Raw genomic sequence first — 20,687 nt, 5'->3', positions numbered from 1 at the left:
AATCGTATTTATGACACAAGTGAAAGGAACGAACTCTATGAGCAAAGCTATATATATCGCGCAACTACCAAAGCATGAGCAGGACGAAATTGCCGCAAAATTGAAAGCACTACTGGTTGCAGAAGGCCTAGCAGAGATAGAGGTATTCCGAGCAGTCAAGGATGCAATGGATAGCAAGGTTGCTGATATAATGCATCTATTCGACAACAATTGATACAAAGGGAGCCAGCCGTTCTGGTTGGCTCTTTCCTGTTACTTCCCGTTCAAAAGTGACCGTACACTGAACCTGTAGCTAGGATCGGCCAACCGTCTAGCCATAAGGTCCATTGAAAGCTCATTAGTATAGGTGGGCGAATCACTGGTTCGCTTCTTCTTTAGGTTCTCGTACAGATTAATCATATGGGCATTTGCGGCCTTTTGACTGTCCGAGCAAGTACTCAGCGTACTCTCTCGTTTCAAAGCATCAATTAGGTCATCATAATTACACAATGTCATCTTCTCCTTCATCATGATTAAAGCCGAATACGAATTCAGGCCAATACTGCTCTTCTTGCTCAATTAATTCAATGGTGCTATTCATGATCCTTCGCTCCTATCTCATACTCAAAATCGTCAGTCAGCTTGCACTCCAGTCGACCATTCATATAGAGGGTTTTATACACGTACTCTTCGATAGCCTTCTCTTTGCCGCGTGGAATCTCCCTAACGTCTCGTTCGATTTCTGATAGCACCCCTGGGGATAGCTTGAGAAGTTTACCTAATTGAGAAAGCGTCATGTTGTCTGCACATCGCTTGATGCGTAGAATCTCACCCAGGCTACGGACATCCTCGTTGACAATCATCATTGGTTCGCGGTCATTATAGAAGTATTGCATTACAAGCTCGATCTCATCATCTGTTAGCTTTCTTGGCTTAATATCCATTCATTATCACCTTCGTTAGTATGTTAAGCTCCCCTCGATGTAGAAGGGAGCCAGGAAAAGGAGGAGGAGAAACCGCCGTAGATCGCGGAATCACTCATGTATTAGATATAACCCTTTGATCGGGGGGATGCAATAGTTTCTGAAAATAATTCTGAAAATTCCGCCATATATTAGAATCTTACACCAGTCAGCACTAAAATAATTAGAAAACCCTTGATATGACTGGGGTTTCGGGCATTCAGTGTTGAATTCTCAAACAGTGGTATGGGGCATCCTCTTGGGGGGAGTAGGCACAATAATCAGTGAATCACGCATAACCATGGCTGGCTAGACACCAATTGCAGCCGTCAAATTTGCTAAGTGTAGGCTACACGATTCCATGATATGATCGCTATATAATGGGATCTGGGGGATATAGGTATGATGAACGAACTTGTACACGAAGATGCATTTAGGAAGTATCTTGGTAAGGTATTAAGCAGTGAGAGGGTAATACGCGATTGCATATCTCGCTGTCGCCGCGTAGAGCTACATGAAGGGAATCTATTAAATCATTACAATGAGGATGGTGGGAGATCGCTCCTTTACAGGCTGGAATACAGTGCGTCTGATGAAAGGTCTGGTGCTGAACAACGGCATTCAATTCCAATCGATGGTAAGATTCGGACAGGTACGGCATCATTACGTAATGCAGTACAGCACTATCTCGACTTCCTAAAGCAGCAACAAGGATAATGGTGGATCTTCGCCGCCGACCCGTAAGACCTAGAAGCAGCTCGCCGCTAGCAGGCTCTCCAAACAAGTTGGGGAGGCATTGGACAGCTTGTAAAGAAGAATACTCGGTACAAGGGTAAAGGCTTCGCCCCTTCGGCCCTTGACCGCTCCCAACAGTCTGCCTTGTAACCATAGGCAATATCCAAACTTATACAACTATATTGCAGGATATTGGAGCTTACTGTCGAAATATACCCACATGATACATACGATCTAGTTCAAAAGGAGTGGGTAGGGTTGGCAAATCTAAGCGATCAGTATTCAGAGGATTCATTTTGGGAGAAGATTAAGAAGTTTGGTAAAAAGGCAGGTTCTAAGGTTGTTTACGTTGCACTGCTTCTCTTCTACTGCCTGAAGGATGGTGACGTGCCAGTGTGGGCTAAGACCGTAATCGTCGGCTCATTAGCGTACTTCATCAGCCCTGTGGATGCAATTCCAGACATTGTGCCTGTTGCGGGATACACGGATGACCTCGGTTCGTTAGTAGCTGCATTAGGGATTGTAGCTGCTTACATCAACGAAGATATTAAGCAAAAGGCAAAAGCTAAACTTGTGGATTGGTTCGGCGCGGACTGCCTCGACGATCTGGAAGACATCGACAACAAGATTTGAACTAATGAAATGGGGATGGTTAGCAAGCCGTCCCTCTTCTATTTCACAGCAAGCCGAACATACTAGAAATTCAATGAAATGAATACTAGAATGGCAGAATTCCTTATCCAGCAACGTTTCATTCTAGTCAAGCGGTCAGACTACAATGATACCGAAAAATCATACAGAAGAGAGTATGCCGCCGCGCATCCATTCACGTCCTATTCTAGTATGGTAAGGGGAAGGTAAATGATCCCAGCAACGGCGCAGCATTCAGCCATATTAGTCATTTTGTCTGCTCTTGACGGGTAACTGTACATTGGTTACGGTATGATTATGAAGTCAGCTCGCCAAGCTGCTTCGTCGGTGTGTAGATGAACGCGCCAATATCCGTTGTTCTAAGTGAAGAGAGTATGAGTTCATGCAGATTAACCCCCTGTGCTGATCCGTACTCTCTTATTTTTCGTTGATTAGCTCGGGTAACTTCGTCCCAATCCATTCCTCCTGCTTTTGAACCCCTGTTTAGCTGTATGACCATATCACGTAGGTCATCGGGCATTCTGCTGATATCGGTAATGATCTGATATCCCTTCGCGGCGGCAAAATCATCTAGCTTTAGATCGGCTACTCTCTTCATTGTAGGGAAACGATAGCGCAGTTCGGCTCTAACCCAAGTATCCGTTACCATTCCCCTCTTCTCTCCACGCTCTCTCTGCTTGTCGTAATGAGCCAGTTGAATGGATGACCGCCGCTTACCCATATATACCGATGTAGGCGAGTAGTGATTGACCGTAGCTTTCTTAGGCGGATGAATAGCATGCTGCTGTTGGAATGGCATACCATTGTCGAATGCAATATCCAGGCGCTTAATCATCCATCGTTCTAATGGAATGAGCGCGAATAAATCCCTTAATAGAGAACTGTCATTAGAGTATCCGTTGAAGCTCAGCCATAGATTGAACTTAGCAGTAGGGAATGTCGGCCTGAAACCTAACTTGACTCCATTTAATCGATCCTCTGTAAAGTACCGCCAGCGAGGATGTTGTCCTACCTTGTTACGTTTGAAGATAAGCTCATGTAGTTGCCTTATCTCTAGTTCGTTTGTGAGCTTCAGATACATGGTCTTAGTGTCCGTTGATACATGCATGGTTGATTACCTCCTTGAAGTTACGGGAGAGGCGACAAGAAACTGTGTAATACTTTAGTCGCGCAATCCCTCTTCTCAGAAGAACAACCTTTTCGGATTCAATGTGTCAATAATATTTCTGAAATTTCTTCACTTCTCCAGGCGTTAGAAAGGCGCCCTCATTAGAGAGCGCCGAATCTGCCTTATCCCTTCAAAAGCGTACCGATTAACCGTTCAAGTGCCGAATCATATTCAGATTTTTGATCCTTGTCTTTTAATGCTATCTGCAATTCGAGCAGGCCTTGCCTAGTCTGGCTATCCTTTAATTGTTCCTGTAGTGAATACAACTGGCTATATTGCCTTACTAAGACATCGACTTCCCTGCGTAATGCCTTTTCAAAGTGTGGCAGTTCATTCGGGGAGATCACCGCCATCTGGTTTAAGCGCTTCTCCCATAATGGCTCTCCTGTAGAGACCTGATAAGCATTCAGAGTGATTTCCACGCCAATCTCCGAAAGTAAATATCCCCCATCTTCGTCTTCAAGCACATCATTTTGACTGGTATCAATTGCGTTATCCGAATAACGATAGTCAGCATCCTCTATTTCAGGCAGTTCCCTGACATCCAGGAAATGCTTCTGTCCGTTCGCTTCATAAAACCGATCAAAGTACGGTAGCCTGTCTTCTTGCTTTCCAAGATAGAATGGCTTCATCGTATCTACTGGCTGCTTATCGAAGAATCCCACAGGCACATTGAACTTGGCATAGTACCTTTCAAACACATCAACCGTTCCTTGTTGGACGTTTGTTTGCCCCGTTTCTGCCTTCGCTAAACCGTTCTCAGAGAATTTCGCCTCATCAGCCACTTTCTTTAGATTGAATTCCCCAGGATACATTCCTTCCAACTTCAACCTGATCTCCTTCATGCGAGTTCCAGGCGGTTTCAAGAGCAACTCCCGTATCTCATTTCGCGAGACTATTTGTCCATTAACAGATTGATCTACCATAAAAGCACACCCCTCACGCTTGTTCCAATAGTGAGGTCAGGGTTCAAAGCGACCGCACTATCTGCTGTATTTTATAATAGAGTCTTGAGATTATAAAGACCGAACAGCTGGTTTGTGCGGTCGAGAAAAAGCCTGACCACACAAGGGTTTCGGGCTATTGAACATGTCAAAAAACTGCTTTATAGTCGTCTCCAGAGCAAGCAACACGCAATGGAGTGGCGGTGAGTGTGAGCCAACATTCCGAAATCCAATACGAATATGGGGGCATCATCCTATGACAACGAAACTGAACAATCTTGCCGTTAAGATCAGCGAATTTCTAAAAGAAGAATGGAAGGACATCGTACCCTTTGATTCGCCAAATCTTGAGCCGTTTCCTGCATCCATCCTTCCTCAACGCTTTCGACACCTGATTGAAATGATCGCTGATTCAACGCAAACGCCGATTGATGCATCTGGAATTACGCTATTGTCCGTTTTGTCAGCGGCGGCTGCAAAAAAGTTCGTAATTAAGCCGTTCCGTAATGGTGCACACACCGAAAAGACTAATCTCTACACACTCGTATCAATGCGATCAGGCGAACGGAAAAGCGCCGTATATAACTTGCTTGCCGAACCGCTAATCAAGTACCAGCAGGAGGCTCAAGCAGAGTATCGCAGGAAACATGAAGGTGTTGCAGAGGAACAGTTGAAACCACCGACTTACCTCACCGACGATGTTACACCTGAGAAGCTTATCGGTCTAATGAAAGACAATAACGAGCAGATGGCAATGTTATCGTCGGAAGGTGGGTTGTTCGACAACTTCAACGGTCGATATAGCAACGTACCTTCATTAGATATTTACTTGAAAAGCTTTACAGGCGACTACATGACTGTGCACCGTGTCGGACGACCATCTGAGACGCTGTATAATCCAATCCTGACTATTGGCCTATTCGTCCAACCTGGTTTGTTACAGGGCTTACCTGCGCGTCTAGTGGAGCGCGGATTCCTTGGACGATTCCTATATGCAGCTCCGCAACCTGTAGGCATTCGCAAGGTTGTTCCGACTCCTATTGATCAGGAACAGTTGGAATTCTACAGTCGCAAGATTCAGAGTCTAATGAGCCACAAAGCCGATGCCCCTTTCTGCCTTTACTTGGAGGAATCTGCCGAACAGGCTTGGATTACTTTTGCCGAGAAGCATGAATACCGCTTGAACGGATCGGATGAATTCACACACCATTCCATGCGTTCATGGGCTGAGCGATTCCCTGGACAATTGCTGCGCGTCCTATCACTTCTTCATATAGCTGAGCATCTACAGACAGCCGACTCACTTGAGCAATTGCCAGCAGAAATATCTCTAGAAACCTTAAACAGACTAATCCAGAACAGCGAGTACTTTGTCAATCAAGCGAGGACGGTATTCGGAGTGATGAAATCTGATACACGATTGGATGATGCCAAGTATCTGTTAAGCATTATTCTTGCAGACAAAGAGGAAGTAATCAAGAAACAGGAACTATGGAAGAAAACCAAAGGCAAGTTTGCTACAGCTTACAATCTGGACAGCACATTGAGCGTGTTGGCCGATCACGGCTACATTCGTATGATTGAAGCCCCTAGCCCATCTGGTCTCGGTAGGAAAGGCGTTGTCATTGAGAAACATCCAGACCTTACGGAATCTCTTTCTACAGAGGCAAATCAATTCAATGAAGTGAAAGATAACGAAACTAAAGCGCAAACGTGCTGCTAAAGTCAAAGAAGGAGTATGATTAATATGAATCAATCCTATCCAGATGTTCTGCAAGTCTCTGATATTCAGCAAATCCTTGGGATTGGCCGCCGCCAGGCATACGAGCTAGTAAATAGCGGTCAATTCCACGTCATTCGTATCGGCAAATCCATTCGGGTAGTACGCGATGTCTTCTTTAACTGGATGAACGGTCAATAAAACAGAATCTTGAAAGGAGGTGATGCGAAATGCGGCTTGTAAGCATTCGCGGCGATCCAACAGAGATAGTCTTGTGAAAATAATCACAATATTTACGAAAGGGTGAACGGTATGAGCGTGAAGAAGGATGAGAAGCGCGGCACATGGTACTTTGTAGTGGATGCTGGAAAGGACGATAAGGGCAAACGACAACAAATCAAGAGGCGTGGATTCCGCACCGAATCCGAAGCAAAGCGAGAAATGCGGAAAGTTCAGTCGCAAGTCGATGAGAAGACCTTCGTTAAACCGACGAAACTGACTTATTCTGACTTCTTAACAGAATGGTTGCAAAGTAAATCGCTTAAGCTGCGTCGAATCACTCACGAAGTGTACACTGGGCACGTTCAAAGGCATATCGCCCCTCAATTGGGGTCTCATGAAATCGCCAAAATAACTACTGCCCAGGTCGAGAGGTTTTATGTCGTGTTATCCGAAGATAAAGGCTTATCTAGCCGAACCATCTTGGATATTCACAAAATTCTCAAGAGTTCATTCGAGGCTGCGTTGAAAAGGAAGTATGTCTCATCTAACCCTGTAAGGGATGCTGAAACACCGAAAGTAGTAAGCAAGGAAATGGGCGTCTGGTCAATCGAAGAAGTAAGCCGATTCCTCGAACACGCTCGGAACGACCGCTATTACGTTGCATTCCATCTTGCTCTTGCAACTGGAATGAGACAAAGTGAAATTCTCGGTCTTCGGTGGAAGGATGTTGACTTCGATAATGAAGTGCTGAATGTAAGACAGACACTCAGTCACGACGGAAAGGAGCTTCTAACTCAAACCAAAACCAAGAGCAGTTCCAGAACCATTTCAATCGATACTAGGACGCTGAATGCTCTACTGAAACAAGAACGGCTTATCTCAAAAGAGAAGCAAGCTGCAAGCATCGCGTATCAAGAAAACGATCTAGTAGTATGTACAGCCAAGGGAACGCCAGTATCACCTAGGAATCTGCTACGGACTTTCTACAACATCATTAAGATTGCCGAAGTTCCCAAAATTAGATTCCACGATCTAAGGCACACCGTAGCAACACTCATGCTAATGGACGGAGTAAATCCAAGAGTAGTCCAGGAAATCCTTGGGCATTCAGATGTTAAGATTACCCTCGGCACTTATCACCATGTACTTCCAACAGTTCATAAGGATACGGCTAGGCGGCACGGAGATATGATATTCGGTAAAGCAACTGCTCAATAAAAGGTTTTGCTCGTATGAAGGAATTCATGCGGACAAGACCTTTTTGATTTTTATAAGCCGCGTGACAATCTGTGACCACATAAAAGGTTGAAATCCTTTTGTGACCACGGTTGTGACCACGGCTGCTCTGACCACCAATAGGGATCAATCGCAATGCCCAACCACTGATCTATATTCCACACCAATGAACGGTGAGTAGCTCCGCATAAAACAGAAAAAACCCTTATATATCAAGGGTTTGTAGGCGATTTGGTGGAGCCTAGGGGGATCGAACCCCTGACCTCATCGCTGCCAGCGATGCGCTCTCCCAGCTGAGCTAAGGCCCCGTAAGCGACTTCTATATCATATAAAATATCAGCAGGCCTGTCAACATTTTTTTGGCATTTTATGAAGACAAGCTGTACTTCTTTTACTCTCTATATAATGTCACTTATCATGTTGAGGCTGCGGAGCCATCCTAACATCGGTATAGTACCCGTCTCCCTAAAAAACCACGACGCTCTTACAGCTCCTGTACGTCCGTATCCTTGGACAGCAGGCTTTTCAATTCCTTCATAAACATATTGATATCCTTGAACTGCCGATACACGGACGCAAAGCGGACATAAGCTACCTCATCCACGGGATATAACCGTTCCATCAGCAGCTCGCCGATCTGGCGGCTCTCCACCTCGGCTGCTGCGGTATTGCGCAGTGCTTTCTCCACATCCGACACAATCATATCCAGCTGGTCGACGGATACCGGACGCTTCTCGCAAGCCCGAATCAAGCCACGAAGCACCTTCTCCCGGCTAAACTCTTCACGGCTACCATCCTTTTTAACGACAATCAGGGGCGTTTCCTCCACCATTTCAAAGGTTGTGAATCTTTTGCTGCACTGCTCGCATTCCCTGCGGCGGCGGATGGATTTATTCTCGTTGGCCGGCCTGGAATCCAGCACTTTCGTTCCGGCATAACTGCAATATGGACATTTCATAAAGTCATCTTCACTTCCTTTGTTCTTCGCATATTTAACCTGTAACTACATTCAGAAAAATTTACCAGCAAAACTTTTGTCTTTTATGTTATGAAAATGCGAAACCCGAGACATAATACTTTTACCAACTCAAGGAGGTGAACTTAACATGGCACAAAGCAACAACAACTCCAACAACCTGGTTGTTCCTCGCGCAAACGCTGCTCTTGAGCAATTGAAGTACGAGGTAGCTCAAGAGCTTGGTATCTCCATCCCACAAGACGGATACCAAGGTAACATGACTTCCTACGAGAACGGTTCGATCGGGGGATACATCACAAAACGTCTTGTAACCCTGGCCGAGCAACAATTGGCTGGTCAATACTCCGGTCAATAATTGATTCTTCCTTAAAAAAGGAGTGTTGGCGGCTCGATGTAAGAGCCTGTCCAGCGCTCTTTTTTCATTAAAAACCGCCCTTATATACGTCCGTATATTGATTATAATAATAAATTACTCGCTGTACATAATGCCTTGTTTCCCCAATGGGAATACTCTTCACATTCTCATAGGTTCCATCCCACATACCCTTGTTGATCCAGTTCTTGACGTTCCCGGGGCCGGCATTATAGGCCGCAATCGCGGCAATCGGATTGCCGTCCATCTCTTTGTGCAGGCTCTGGATATACCAGGTGCCCAGCTGGATATTCGCGTCCACTTCATTCTTTACGCTCAGGAGGTTCACTGATGGCAGCTTGGCCATTTCCATCGCCCAATTGGCCGTATCCGGCATCAGCTGCATAATGCCAAGCGCGCCCTTCTTGGACTCCTTGCCCGGCTTAAAATTGGTTTCCACCCGAATGATGGACGCCACCAGGAATGGATCAACCTCATAGTAATCTGCATGCTTCCGGATCTCATCTTTATAATGGATCGGGTACAGGAGCGTCATCCAGTTGGAGCTCAGGAACAGAAGCGCTACAAAAGAAACAAACAGCAGAAGCAGCACTCTTTTTTTAAGCAGCCACTTCATATTTGAACCATCCTGCGCCACAGGTTGTCCACCTGCAGCTGTGTCTCGACTAGTGAGCCGCTGTTGTCGATAAGAATATCCGCCAGCGACTTCTTCTGTTCGATATCCATCTGGCTGCTTAAACGTGCCTCTGCCGCTTCTCTGGTAAGAGCATCACGATTCATCAAACGCTCAAGCTGCAGCTCTCGCGGTACATAGACAACCGCTATCTGCTCAAGAAAAGGATATTGCTCCCTCGCCTCCAGCAGCAGCGGAATATCGGCCACCACGAGCCGATCCGGATGCTGGCGTTCGTACGCTTCCGTCCGTTCCCGGATTTCCTGCCGGATCGCAGGATGTGTGATACCATTCAGCGCCGTTCTCTGCTCGGGATTATGAAATATGATTTCTCCGAGTTTTTTTCGATTCAAGGTACCGTCCTCAAACAGGATATCTTGTCCAAAATGTTCGGTCACTTCATCCAGCACCGGATGACCCGGGAGCATCACTTCCCGGGCGATGATATCCGCATCGACGAGAAGCGCTCCCTTCATGGCCAACATAGAGGACACGGTGCTTTTGCCTGTTGCAATTCCTCCGGTTAAACCGATATTCATGACTTCACCTCATAACAGCTTCATTATACCCATGACGATTAACAAAAAAGCGGGCAAATAAGAGATAAATCGCATTCCGCCCTTGGAAGCAAAACGTAAACCGATCCTCATGCCCATAACGAGGAATATCCCGCTAAACAATGCAACCACAGCCGCCGTACCCAGCGGCGAAAAACCCAGCATCGCTGCGCCAAGTCCAGCTCCGAACGCATCAAGCGATAACGCGATCCCGAGCCACATCGCCTCCCAGGGAGAGATGCTGCCGGAGTCATCCAGATCCGCCTTTGTCGGACTGCGCAGAATTTGAATGACAACGCCGATCTTCGGAATCTCAAGAGAGAATACAGCCTTCTGAAGCTCCTCTGGTTCAGCTGTGCCAGCCCCACCGTGGATGGACTTCCTTTGATTTAAAGCAGCCTGTGCTTCCGTAAGGGATTCGGAAATCCCCGAAGCAGAAACCGGCTGCGCTTCAGACTCGCTTCTTCTGCGGACTTGCTGATAGAGGGACCACAAACCCAGCAGAATCAAAATGGCAGCTCCGATAACGGATGCCACAGATGGGGATAAGAACCGCTGTAACAGAGCACCCGCCTGCATGGAGACGCCTAGCACCAGTCCGGAGCATAGCGAGATGATTAATACAGACAATAGCGGTATCCTTGTTTTGCGCAGACCGTATGTAACACCCGCTCCAAAACCGTCCAGACTTAATGCCATGGCCAGCAGCGCAGACGAGAAAATATGATTGAGCACCCTTTTCCCTCCTCCGAAAGCGCCATAGACAGCTGCTCATTCATAAAGAGAGCAGCTCCATGCGCTCCACATATGTTCCACATTATATGTGTGAGAAGGGGAATGGGTGCACGCCTATATTTTATTGCTTCTGGACCGGTTGGCATTTCGGGCAATAATGGGTCCCGCGTCCACCAACAACCATCTTATGAACCGGACCACCGCAAGCATGGCACGGCTTGTCCTTACGCCCATAAATCTGATGGCTGTGCTGGAACATGCCCATCTCGCCCTGTCCGTTGACGTAGGATTTAATAGAGGAGCCCCCAGCGTTTACGGCCTCGGACAATGTATCCACAATGGCATGGTACAATCGCTTCAGCTCCGCATCCTTCAAGCTGTTCGCGCTGCGCTCCGGATGAATCTTGGCCCGGAACAAAGCCTCATCGACATATATATTGCCGATTCCGACCACATATGCCTGGTTCAGCAGCACAGCCTTGATCTTTGTTTTTTTGCTGCCAATGACCTGCTTGAAGGTTCCTAACGTAAATGTGTCATCAAGCGGCTCGTAGCCTAATTTGGCAAGGGGAGCATGCTTGAATTCTTCCCCGGGCGCAAACAGATGCATCGTACCGAATTGGCGCACGTCCTTATAACGCAGCTCTGTGCCATCCGAGAAATGGAATATGACATGGGTATGCTTCTCTACAGGTTCCTCGGCCCTATATAATCCATATCGGCCTTCCATCCGAAGATGGGAAACGAGGACCAGCCCGTCCAGCAGTATCCGCAAAAATTTGCCTCGGCGCTCCACCCCTTGCACGGTGTGATCCTTCAGCATAAACGCAAACGCCTCGGCATCGTCGGGACGTTGAATAATCCGCGGCAAATGTACGGAAACTTGATCTATGTGCTTACCTTTAATCAATTGGTTAAGTGTTCGTTTAACGGTTTCTACTTCCGGCAATTCCGGCATAATGACTTCACCTCATGTACCATTATACCGGAAGTTGGGACACAGCGGGACCATGGTTTTGTGGAAAGGTATGGTGCATAATCAGCCCCCTCTTCACGCCATGATCCCTTAGAAACGTCCCCATCATCTGTAAGCAAGCTGCCTGCGAGGCAGAGCCTGCAGCACATCTACTTCGCTTCGTACCAGTTCTCTCCGTAGCTGACTTCCGATTTCAGCGGTACCGACAGCTTCAATGCATGACTCATGACTTCCGGAACCAATTCCTTCATGACCTCCAGCTCATCCTCCGGCACCTCAAACACCAATTCATCGTGTACCTGAAGCAGCATGCGGCTCTTCAATTGGCGTTCATGCAGCGCTTTGTCCATATGGACCATGGCAAGCTTGATAATGTCCGCCGCGGTTCCCTGTATCGGCGTATTCATCGCCGTACGCTCCGCGAAAGAGCGCAGGTTGAAGTTGCTGGCGTTGATCTCCGGCAAATAACGTCGGCGTTCCAGCAGCGTCTTCACATAACCGTCCTGCTTCGCCTGCTTGACGATCACGTCCATATAGCGGCGTACGCCCTGAAACACCTCGAAATACTGGTCGATAAACGCCGCAGCTTCCTTCCGGGTAATGTTCAGGTTCTGGGACAAGCCGTAGTCGCTAATGCCATAGACAATCCCGAAGTTAACCGCCTTGGCGGATCGGCGCATATTTGAATCCACCTCATCCACGCCGACTCCAAACACATCCATCGCAGTCTTGGTGTGAATGTCCATATCTTGAACAAAGGCTTCCTTCAGCCGCTCATCATCCGAAATATGCGCAAGCACACGAAGCTCGATCTGGGAATAGTCGGCAGCCAGAATGCTCCAGCCGGGCTCCGACGGCACAAAAACTTTACGCAGCTTGCGCCCTTCCTCCAGACGGATCGGAATGTTCTGCAAATTTGGATATTGGCTGCTCAGACGGCCCGTCGCAGCTATTGTCTGACGGTAATATGTGTGTACTTTCCCGGTCTGTGCCGAGATTTCCTTCAGAAGGCCTTCCACATAAGTAGATTGCAGTTTAGCCAGGGTACGATACTGCAGGATCAGGCGAACGATATCATGATAAGGCGCCAGCTTCTCCAGCACTTCAGCATCCGTGGAATAACCGGTTTTGGTCTTCTTGATGACCGGCAGCTCCAATTTGACAAACAGTATTTCTCCCAGCTGTTTAGGCGAATTCAGGTTGAATTCTGTTCCGGCAATCTCGTAAATCTCTTTAACGAGTTTGTCGATCTGCCCCTCGAACTCACGCCCCAACTCCCTCAGAGCTTCCGCATTCACGGCAATCCCCTGCTTCTCCATATCGGCAAGAATGCGGGAAAGCGGCATCTCCAGATCATGGAAGAGAGGAAGCATTTCATTTGCTGCCAGCTCCTTCTCCTGTACCGGGACAAGCTCCGTGACGGCCAAACATTTTCTAGCCATATGTTCGCTAAGCTTCTCCAGCTCGGGAACCTTGTATTTTGCCCCTTTACCAAACACATCCTCATCGGCTTGAAGATACGCGAGTCCGTATTTGGAAGCCAGCCCGCTGAGGCTCTGATTTGATTCCGTCGGATCCAGCAGGTAGGCCGCCAGATGGACATCAAATGCCGCCCCTGCAAAAGCAATGCCCTGCCAGTGGAGCGCCAGATCAATCCGATGCAAATCATAACCCCGTTTTTGGATTTCACTATCAGCAAGCCAAGCACGGACAGGCTCCGCCTCCTCCGACTTCAGAACGTCAAACGGAATATAGTACTGCCGTTCCGCTGTTGCCAGCGCAATCCCGATCACCTCTGCATGATGGGGATTGTCTCCGTGCGTCTCGACATGCAGCATAGTCACGTGTTCAAGAATGTCAGCAACGCCGGCTAGCTCCTTCGTGCCTACAATTGCCACATCAATCTTCGCTTCCGGCTTCGCCTCCGCTGCATCACCGCTGATCCCGCTCGTGCTCAGGTTCAGCCTTTCAATCAGGGATTTGAACTCCAGCTTCGCCAGCGCAGGTCCGGCCGTTTCCTCATTCAAGCCTGCAAACGCCATATCATCGAGCGACTGCTCCAGCGGAACCTCGCGGAAGATCGTAGCCAGCTTCTTACTGAGAATGGCGGAATCCGCATGCTCTTCAATTTTCTCCTTCATCTTGCCCTTGAGCTCATCGGTCCGCGAGATCACAGCCTCTACCGAGCCGAATTCATGCAGCAGCTTCAGCGCTGTTTTCTCGCCCACGCCTGGAACCCCTGGTATGTTATCGGAAGCATCGCCCATAAGCCCTTTTAAATCGATAATCTGTTCAGGGGTCAGATCGTAACGCTCCTTGATCTGCTCCGGTCCATAATACTCGATATCTGTAACACCCTTGCGGACCATGGCAATCGTTGTATGCTCGGAAGCCAGTTGAAGCATGTCCTTATCTCCCGATACAACCATCACTTTACGGCCAGCTTCATCAGCCTGACGGGTAATGGTGCCGATGATGTCATCCGCCTCATAACCGCCGATTTCAAATTGGGGGACACCCAAGCCCTTAAGCAGCTCTTTAAGCAGCGGGAATTGTCCCGACAGCTCAGGCGGCGTCTTCTGACGTCCACCCTTGTAATCCTGATAATCCGCATGCCGGAACGTTTCCTTGCCAGCATCAAAAGCTACCATCATATGTGTCGGTTTATGCTCTTCAATCACCCGAAGCAGCATGGTGGTAAAACCGTAAACCGCATTCGTCTGCTGCCCGCTTGCATTCGTAAGCGGCGGCATTGCAAAGAATGCACGGTAAATGATATTATTTCCATCAATTAGAATCAGCTTGTCCATAGAACACCTCGCACCCATATTACTTCCTTCCCACATGATAACATAGGTTACCGCTAATTCCGAACAATCCGTTCGATTAACGGTGAATTCAAGATTTCACGCAAAAAAACGCCGGCTTTCGCCAGCGTTTCCCTGTAATCGCGCTTATTGATTGAGGTCAGGACGATGCCCTGTAACGAGATATACGGTACTCTCGCCAATATTGGTTGCATGGTCGGCAATCCGTTCGATGTAGCGCCCCACCATGATCAGCAGCATGGCTTGATTGGCCGAATCCGGATCAGAAGTCAGATGCGCATAGAGGTCCTGCAGAATGACGCTGTATAGATGATCAACCTGATCATCGTCCTGAGCCATTTTATAAGCCAGATCTGTGTTTTCGGTTAGATAGGATTCGATCGATTCTGAAACCATCGCCCGCACCAAATCCGACATCCGTGGAAGATCCACGAGCGGCTTAATCAGCTTCTGTCCTTGAAGGCGGATCGTAACCTTGGCAACGTCTCGAGCCAAATCGCCCATACGCTCCAAATCGCTTGCAATGCGGAAGGCCACCAAAATCCGGCGCAAATCCTTCGCCACAGGCTGCTGGGTTACAATTAAGCGGGAGCCAATCTCCATGATCTGCTCTTCCATGGTGTTTAACTGCGCATCGTTCTTGATAACGGCCTGTGCTTTCTCCGTATCCAAGGTCTGGAGAGACTGTACACTGCTGGCCAGAGCTTCCTCCATATGTTTGCCCATATCCTGCAGCAGGGTCTTCAGCTCATTAAGCTGCTGATCAAACTCAATTCTCCGGATCATGTGTGACGCTCCTCCTATCTGCTTTTAAGAAAGATCATTTCGATATTGAATCATTACCCGAAGCGGCCCGAAATATAGTCCTCGGTACGCGCATCGGATGGTGTAGAAAACAGTGTATCGGTGTTTGCGGATTCTACCACTTCACCATTCAGGAAAAATACCGTCTGCCCGGATACACGGGCAGCCTGGTGCATGTTGTGCGTTACCATGACAATGGTGTAGTTGCTCTTCAGCTCTTGTACCAGCTCTTCAATCTTCAGCGTTGAGATCGGGTCAAGCGCCGATGTTGCTTCGTCCATCAGCAGAATATCCGGTTGCACGGCAAGCGCCCGGGCAATGCACAGACGCTGCTGCTGGCCGCCAGAGAGGCTCAAAGCCGAGCGCTTGAGATAATCTTTGACCTCATCCCACAGAACGGCTTGTTTCAGGCTCTGTTCCACGATTTGATCTAGCTGGGCTTTGTTGCGGATGCCATGCAGACGCGGCCCGTACGCGATGTTATCATAGATTGATTTAGGAAACGGATTCGGCTGCTGAAATACCATGCCTACCTGTTTGCGCAATGCTTCAACGTGAACCTCTTCGCTGTAAATTTCCGTCCCGCCAATTTGCACGCTGCCTTCAATCCGGGTGGAGGGAATCATATCGTTCATCCGGTTCAACGTACGCAGCAGAGTGGATTTACCGCAGCCGGACGGTCCGATGAATGCCGTCACGGTTTTCTCCGGAATGTCCAGATCTACATTTTTCAGGGCGTGGTACGTGTCATAATAAAGGTTTAGTTTCTCAATTTGTATGATGGATTCCATATCTTATTCATGTCTCCTTTTTCACGATTAGATCTGCTTATAGCCTCTCTTAGATGTTCTTCGAATACTTATTCCGGATCCACACGGCTGCAATGTTCATAATGAACAGCATGATGAGGAGCAGAATGATACCCGAAGCTGCCAGCTCGTGGAAAGCCTCACTTGGTCTTGATACCCAGTTAAAGATCTGGATCGGCATGACAGTAAACGAATCAAGCAGATTCTCCGGCAAGAAGGCCACGTACGTTAAAGCACCAATCATAATCAGCGGCGCGGTTTCGCCGATCGCGCGAGACAAGGCCAGGATAACCCCGGTCATAATTCCTGGAATCGCTGAAGGCAGCACGGCGCTGGATACCGTTTGCCATTTCGTTGCCCCAAGGGCATACGAAGCGTCCCGCCGATTCTTAGGTACGGCACGAAGCGCCTCCTGAGCCGCAACGATAATAATCGGAAGCACGAGTAAGGTCATCGTTAATACCCCTGAGAGCAGACTGCGGCCAAGGTTCATCCCACGCACAAAAATCGCAAGACCCAGGATACCGTATATAATAGAAGGAACCCCTGCAAGCGTACTGATATTCAACTGAATCAGCCGAACCCAGCGGCTGCGTCCCGCATACTCTTCAAGAAAGATTGCCGCACCCACACCCAGTATAAAGGACAGCGGCGCCATGAGCAGCAGCAGGTAAATCGTGCCGACAATCGGCGATTTCAAGCCAGCTTTATCCGCAATTCGTGACGGAAAGTTGGTGAACAGCTCCGGTGAGAGCCTGTGAACGCCATCCATCACAATCGTAACAATCAAAGCCATCAAGGCCAGAATACCAATGCTGGTACAAGCCAGAAAAATAATATGCAGCGTCTGGTCACTTCGACGTCTCCGGTTGATACCTTTGCTATCCCCCAGATTTAATTGTTCCATCTAGTATTCCTCCCTGAAACGGCGAGCGACCCACTGCGCCAGTATATTAAGCAAGAAGGTGATGACAAACAAAGTCAGACCTACTGCAAAAATCGTACCGTATTCGATCGTTCCGCGCGGAACGTCACCCATACTTACTTGAACAATATAAGAAGTCATCGTCTGAATGCTTTCCAGCGGATTCAGTGTCAGCTGCGGGGTTGCACCGGCAGCCACCGTTACGATCATTGTCTCGCCAATCGCTCGCGAGAACGCCAATACAAAGGATGACACTACGCCCGATAGAGCAGCAGGCAGCACAATTTTCAGCGCAACCTCAAACCGGGTAGCTCCCAGCGCATAAGCGCCATGACGCAAACTCTTCGGTACAGCTCGCATGGCATCCTCACTTAGTGACGATATCATCGGCAGGATCATGATCCCGACCACAATACCGGCACTAAGGGCGTTGAATATACCCATGTTGGGAAAAATCTTCTGAAGGAATGGCGTTACCGTTTCGAGCGCAAAGTATCCATATACAATCGTCGGTACACCGGCCAATACTTCAAGTACTGGCTTTACAACCCCCCGAACCCGGGCAGGAGCGTATTCATTGAGATAAATAGCGCATGCCAAGCCGATAGGCACTGCGAATAAGACCGCAATGCCTGTAATCAGCAATGTGCCGCCCAGCAAGGGCAGCACGCCGAATTCTTTTGGAGGGAGAATTGGACTCCATGTCGTTCCTGTCAAGAAGGACCATACCGGCACTTCCTTAAAGAAGATCACGGATTCCTGTAGAAGCGTATATACAATACCGATGGTGGTAAGCACCGAAAGCATGGCACACAAGCCGAGCAGAACTGGAATGATTTTATCTGAGATGCGTGTTTTGCTTCGACGGAATGTCATGCTTTTAGTGCTTCCCGCCACGGGTGAAGTTTTGTTCATTCTCCTCTTCCCTTTCTATGGGTCGCCCGGAGGGAACCCTCCGGGCATCTAGTCTTTAATTATTTTGCCAACTTGTCTATTTCTTCTTGATACTGGTCATCTTGAAGTGGTACGAATCCAACTTCGCCAGCAAGACTAGCGGCATTTTCAAGGTAGAAGTTCATGAACGCATTCACTTCTGGACGCTCAAGCTCTTTGTCATTCACATAGAGCAGCAGCGGACGGGACAATGGAGCGTAACTGTTATCCTTGATCGTTTCGATGCTTGGAGCTACGGTAGCTGTTCCGTTATCAATCGGAACCAGTTTCAACTTGTCTTGGTTCTCTTCATAGAAGGAGAATCCAAAGTATCCAATGGAGTTCTTGTCACCGGCAACGCCTTGAACAACTGCGTTTGTATCGGCACTGAACGTAATTTGCTTATCATTTCTGCTTGACTGTGCTTCACCATTAATCGCTTCGGTGAAGTAATCGAATGTTCCGTGATCCGTACCTGGCGAGTAGATTTTAATTTCTTCTGCGGGCCATCCCTCGCGAACGTCAGCCCATGTTTTCACGGTGCTGTTTGGTTCATAGATTTTTTTGAGCTCATCCACGGTGAGTTTATCTACAAATTCATTGCTAGGGTTAACAACAACGGACAATCCGTCATAGGCTACCAGAACTTCGTGATACTCAATGCCGTTGGCTTTTGCTTCTTCTGCTTCGGTATCTTTAATTGGACGGGAAGCATTGGCCACTGCGATTTCACTGCTGTTAAAGCGTTTAAAGCCAGCACCTGTTCCGCCTGTTCCAATCGGAATACGAACATCCGGGTTTGCTGCACCGAACTCTTCAGCAATCGCTTCGGTCAAAGGATGCAGTGTGCTTGAGCCGTCAATTTCAATTGTACCTGTCAAAGCTGTTGTGTTCTCTTCGTTTTGCTGTGCTGAACCATTGTCTGTATTTTCCCCTGTAGCACTGCCGGAAGTACCTCCGCCACATGCTGCCAGAAGCGTGCTCAGCATTAACACCAATACCAGAATACCTGCTGGTTTACGACCCCATTTTCTAAACAAACGAATCCACTCCTTCAAAATGGTTGTTGTCTCTACTTTCCTACTCACAATATTGATAATAATCCTGTAATGTAATAACAGTTTCTGAGAAATGTAAACTCTGTGTAAAATCTCAAAAAAAACTAGAATCATAGACATAGATTTCGACACTTACGTTGTTGAAACATCGCTGTTGCTCATTCCTGCAAGCTCTAATTTGACCCGCTCCACGCGCTGGACCGTTTCCTCTGCCAGTTGATAAACCCGATTGCCGGATATCTCTATCTCATGAACGGTCGTCTCCATTTCATGGAACATCTGACTGCCTTCACTCACATGACTCTCGCATGATTGGATTTCTCTCAGCGAAGATACGGCACCTTCGGCTGTATCCGCTGCGAGCCGCTCGATGTGCTGCAGCAGCTCGGATATATCGCCTGAGAGCTTTCGTGTCTGCTTGGCAAGCGACTGCACCTCTACCGCAACCACTTGAAATCCCCGTCCGTGCTCCCCTGCATGTGCAGCTTCGATCGAGGCATTCATGGCGAGCAGGCTGCTTTGATTCGCAAGCTCCGTAATCATTCCTGTGATAGAGGATATGCGGCTTGCATTCTGGACGAGCTCAGAAGCTTGTCCTTCACGCTTGGTCATATCATCGACAAGCCCAAGGTATGAGGTTCTGACAAGTTCCAGCTTCTCTTTCCCGGTATGGGACCATTCCCTCATCTGTTTGCATTCGGAACTTGTTTTCGCTGCTGCCTCTCTGACCTCGGTTAACGAGGATTGTATATTATGCGTATGGCGGTAACTTTCCTGCAAAATCAATTCCCGCTTCTCTTCGGCCTCGGCTTGAAGACCGCTGGACAGACGCATGAGGTCCCGGACAGTCAGCACCCCTGCAAGCCGATCCCCATCCGTTAACAGGACACAGTCGTAGAATTTTGAATCCGGACGCTCCAAAGCCATTTGAAGCAGGGATCCTACCCTCTCCGACATGTCGATCTTCATCGGGTGATGGTCAGCAAACCGAAAGGCTGGCCTCGTATAATACAAATCTACGGAGAACCTGCCCATCATGCGCTGGTAAAAAACATCTCGCATGATCAGACCTGACGGCCTGTCCTCCTCATTGCAGTAAATAACACAAGGGATGGACGGGTCCTTCGCGAACATATTCAGCACGTCCAGGCAAGATTCACTCTCCCGGATAATAGGGACCTTTCTTATGTACTGCCGATATGATGCACCTGCTTCAGGCTCCGTTGTTAATCGGCTCTCGAATGCCGCTTCCGCTTGTACTTCTACTACTGCTGATTGTGCCGGTTTGGTTTGAAGCAATGTCATGCGCCCTCACCCCTTTTAATCTGGTCCTTTAGACGCATCTTACTGGACTAGTATTAGGAGAATTTACTCAAAATATTAAGGCAATGTAAACAAAAAACCTAAAAAAGACTCCTCA

22 protein-coding genes and 1 tRNA gene are annotated in these 20,687 nt (G+C 48.1%); 7 read left to right on the top strand and 16 right to left on the bottom strand.

The window, feature by feature from the left end; genetic code table 11:
- The first annotated feature begins 37 nt into the window (after positions 1–37).
- Positions 38–214, top strand: coding sequence for a hypothetical protein (locus B9D94_RS30905; protein ID WP_172963915.1), 177 nt, complete (start codon positions 38–40; stop codon positions 212–214).
- A gap of 358 nt (positions 215–572) precedes the next feature.
- Here the strand turns inward: B9D94_RS30905 and B9D94_RS06825 are convergent, their stop codons facing one another.
- On the bottom strand, positions 573–923 hold the full coding sequence (locus tag B9D94_RS06825; protein ID WP_148246676.1) for a helix-turn-helix domain-containing protein: 351 nt from the start codon (positions 921–923) through the stop codon (positions 573–575).
- Positions 924–1,488: 565 nt separating this feature from the next.
- Here B9D94_RS06825 and B9D94_RS30900 point away from each other — a divergent pair.
- The gene (locus B9D94_RS30900) at positions 1,489–1,641 is read left to right on the top strand and encodes a hypothetical protein (RefSeq protein ID WP_172963914.1); all 153 of its coding nucleotides are present in this window, start codon (positions 1,489–1,491) and stop codon (positions 1,639–1,641) included.
- A 293-nt stretch (positions 1,642–1,934) separates the two neighbouring features.
- Positions 1,935–2,309 (top strand): YkvA family protein, encoded by a 375-nt coding sequence (locus B9D94_RS06820; protein WP_148246675.1) that lies wholly within the window; start codon positions 1,935–1,937, stop codon positions 2,307–2,309.
- 313 nt (positions 2,310–2,622) lie between these two features.
- Here the strand turns inward: B9D94_RS06820 and B9D94_RS06815 are convergent, their stop codons facing one another.
- Both B9D94_RS06815 and B9D94_RS06810 read right to left on the bottom strand, forming a co-directional pair.
- Positions 2,623–3,435, bottom strand: coding sequence for a replication initiation factor domain-containing protein (locus B9D94_RS06815; RefSeq protein WP_148246674.1), 813 nt, complete (start codon positions 3,433–3,435; stop codon positions 2,623–2,625).
- A gap of 182 nt (positions 3,436–3,617) precedes the next feature.
- Positions 3,618–4,421 (bottom strand): hypothetical protein, encoded by an 804-nt coding sequence (locus B9D94_RS06810; RefSeq protein ID WP_148246673.1) that lies wholly within the window; start codon positions 4,419–4,421, stop codon positions 3,618–3,620.
- 274 nt (positions 4,422–4,695) lie between these two features.
- Here B9D94_RS06810 and B9D94_RS06805 point away from each other — a divergent pair, with 274 nt between their 5' ends.
- The 3 genes from B9D94_RS06805 to B9D94_RS06795 all read left to right on the top strand — a co-directional run bounded on the left by B9D94_RS06805 (position 4,696) and on the right by B9D94_RS06795 (position 7,599).
- Positions 4,696–6,162 carry a YfjI family protein gene (locus B9D94_RS06805; RefSeq protein ID WP_172963913.1) on the top strand — a complete coding sequence of 489 codons (1,467 nt, stop codon included), beginning with the start codon at positions 4,696–4,698 and terminating at the stop codon, positions 6,160–6,162.
- Positions 6,163–6,186: 24 nt separating this feature from the next.
- Positions 6,187–6,360 (top strand): helix-turn-helix domain-containing protein, encoded by a 174-nt coding sequence (locus tag B9D94_RS06800; protein ID WP_253806112.1) that lies wholly within the window; start codon positions 6,187–6,189, stop codon positions 6,358–6,360.
- 111 nt (positions 6,361–6,471) lie between these two features.
- Positions 6,472–7,599, top strand: a complete 1,128-nt coding sequence (locus B9D94_RS06795; RefSeq protein ID WP_148246670.1) for a site-specific integrase — start codon at positions 6,472–6,474, stop codon at positions 7,597–7,599.
- Between the two features lie 250 nt (positions 7,600–7,849).
- Here the strand turns inward: B9D94_RS06795 and B9D94_RS06790 are convergent.
- Both B9D94_RS06790 and nrdR read right to left on the bottom strand, forming a co-directional pair.
- Positions 7,850–7,925: transfer RNA gene (locus tag B9D94_RS06790), tRNA-Ala, on the bottom strand.
- A 176-nt stretch (positions 7,926–8,101) separates the two neighbouring features.
- A complete protein-coding gene (nrdR, locus tag B9D94_RS06785) occupies positions 8,102–8,575 on the bottom strand; it encodes a transcriptional regulator NrdR (protein WP_006212015.1) in 474 nt (157 codons plus the stop codon).
- 148 nt (positions 8,576–8,723) lie between these two features.
- Here nrdR and B9D94_RS06780 point away from each other — a divergent pair, with 148 nt between their 5' ends.
- Positions 8,724–8,951, top strand: coding sequence for an alpha/beta-type small acid-soluble spore protein (locus tag B9D94_RS06780; protein WP_006212016.1), 228 nt, complete (start codon positions 8,724–8,726; stop codon positions 8,949–8,951).
- Positions 8,952–9,018: 67 nt separating this feature from the next.
- Here B9D94_RS06780 and B9D94_RS06775 read toward each other — a convergent pair whose 3' ends face one another.
- The 11 genes from B9D94_RS06775 to B9D94_RS06725 all read right to left on the bottom strand — a co-directional run bounded on the left by B9D94_RS06775 (position 9,019) and on the right by B9D94_RS06725 (position 20,572).
- Positions 9,019–9,585 carry a lytic transglycosylase domain-containing protein gene (locus B9D94_RS06775; protein WP_006212017.1) on the bottom strand — a complete coding sequence of 189 codons (567 nt, stop codon included), beginning with the start codon at positions 9,583–9,585 and terminating at the stop codon, positions 9,019–9,021.
- Positions 9,582–10,181, bottom strand: a complete 600-nt coding sequence (coaE, locus tag B9D94_RS06770) for a dephospho-CoA kinase (protein ID WP_006212018.1) — start codon at positions 10,179–10,181, stop codon at positions 9,582–9,584. Before coaE ends, B9D94_RS06775 begins: the two co-directional genes overlap by 4 nt.
- A gap of 9 nt (positions 10,182–10,190) precedes the next feature.
- Complete coding sequence (locus tag B9D94_RS06765; RefSeq protein WP_063480356.1) at positions 10,191–10,934, bottom strand: MntP/YtaF family protein; 744 nt, start codon at positions 10,932–10,934, stop codon at positions 10,191–10,193.
- Between the two features lie 121 nt (positions 10,935–11,055).
- Positions 11,056–11,892 (bottom strand): DNA-formamidopyrimidine glycosylase, encoded by an 837-nt coding sequence (gene mutM / locus B9D94_RS06760; RefSeq protein WP_006212020.1) that lies wholly within the window; start codon positions 11,890–11,892, stop codon positions 11,056–11,058.
- A gap of 167 nt (positions 11,893–12,059) precedes the next feature.
- The gene (gene polA, locus B9D94_RS06755) at positions 12,060–14,720 is read right to left on the bottom strand and encodes a DNA polymerase I (protein WP_148246669.1); all 2,661 of its coding nucleotides are present in this window, start codon (positions 14,718–14,720) and stop codon (positions 12,060–12,062) included.
- A 144-nt stretch (positions 14,721–14,864) separates the two neighbouring features.
- Positions 14,865–15,524, bottom strand: a complete 660-nt coding sequence (gene phoU / locus B9D94_RS06750) for a phosphate signaling complex protein PhoU (RefSeq protein ID WP_006212021.1) — start codon at positions 15,522–15,524, stop codon at positions 14,865–14,867.
- Positions 15,525–15,577: 53 nt separating this feature from the next.
- On the bottom strand, positions 15,578–16,333 hold the full coding sequence (gene pstB, locus B9D94_RS06745; protein WP_006212022.1) for a phosphate ABC transporter ATP-binding protein PstB: 756 nt from the start codon (positions 16,331–16,333) through the stop codon (positions 15,578–15,580).
- 49 nt (positions 16,334–16,382) lie between these two features.
- Complete coding sequence (gene pstA, locus B9D94_RS06740; protein WP_006212023.1) at positions 16,383–17,258, bottom strand: phosphate ABC transporter permease PstA; 876 nt, start codon at positions 17,256–17,258, stop codon at positions 16,383–16,385.
- Positions 17,259–18,152: a phosphate ABC transporter permease subunit PstC gene (gene pstC, locus B9D94_RS06735; protein ID WP_228029941.1), complete on the bottom strand. Its 894-nt coding sequence runs from the start codon at positions 18,150–18,152 to the stop codon at positions 17,259–17,261.
- 98 nt (positions 18,153–18,250) lie between these two features.
- Complete coding sequence (locus B9D94_RS06730) at positions 18,251–19,249, bottom strand: PstS family phosphate ABC transporter substrate-binding protein (protein WP_006212025.1); 999 nt, start codon at positions 19,247–19,249, stop codon at positions 18,251–18,253.
- Positions 19,250–19,399: 150 nt separating this feature from the next.
- The gene (locus B9D94_RS06725) at positions 19,400–20,572 is read right to left on the bottom strand and encodes a methyl-accepting chemotaxis protein (RefSeq protein ID WP_063480358.1); all 1,173 of its coding nucleotides are present in this window, start codon (positions 20,570–20,572) and stop codon (positions 19,400–19,402) included.
- Between the last annotated feature and the right edge of the window lie 115 nt (positions 20,573–20,687).

Source organism: Paenibacillus sp. Cedars (assembly GCF_003184205.1).
Lineage (GTDB): Bacteria > Bacillota > Bacilli > Paenibacillales > Paenibacillaceae > Paenibacillus_AQ > Paenibacillus_AQ glucanolyticus.
The sequence above is the reverse complement of the archived record's forward strand: the minus strand, read 5'-3'. Positions and strand labels throughout refer to the sequence as shown.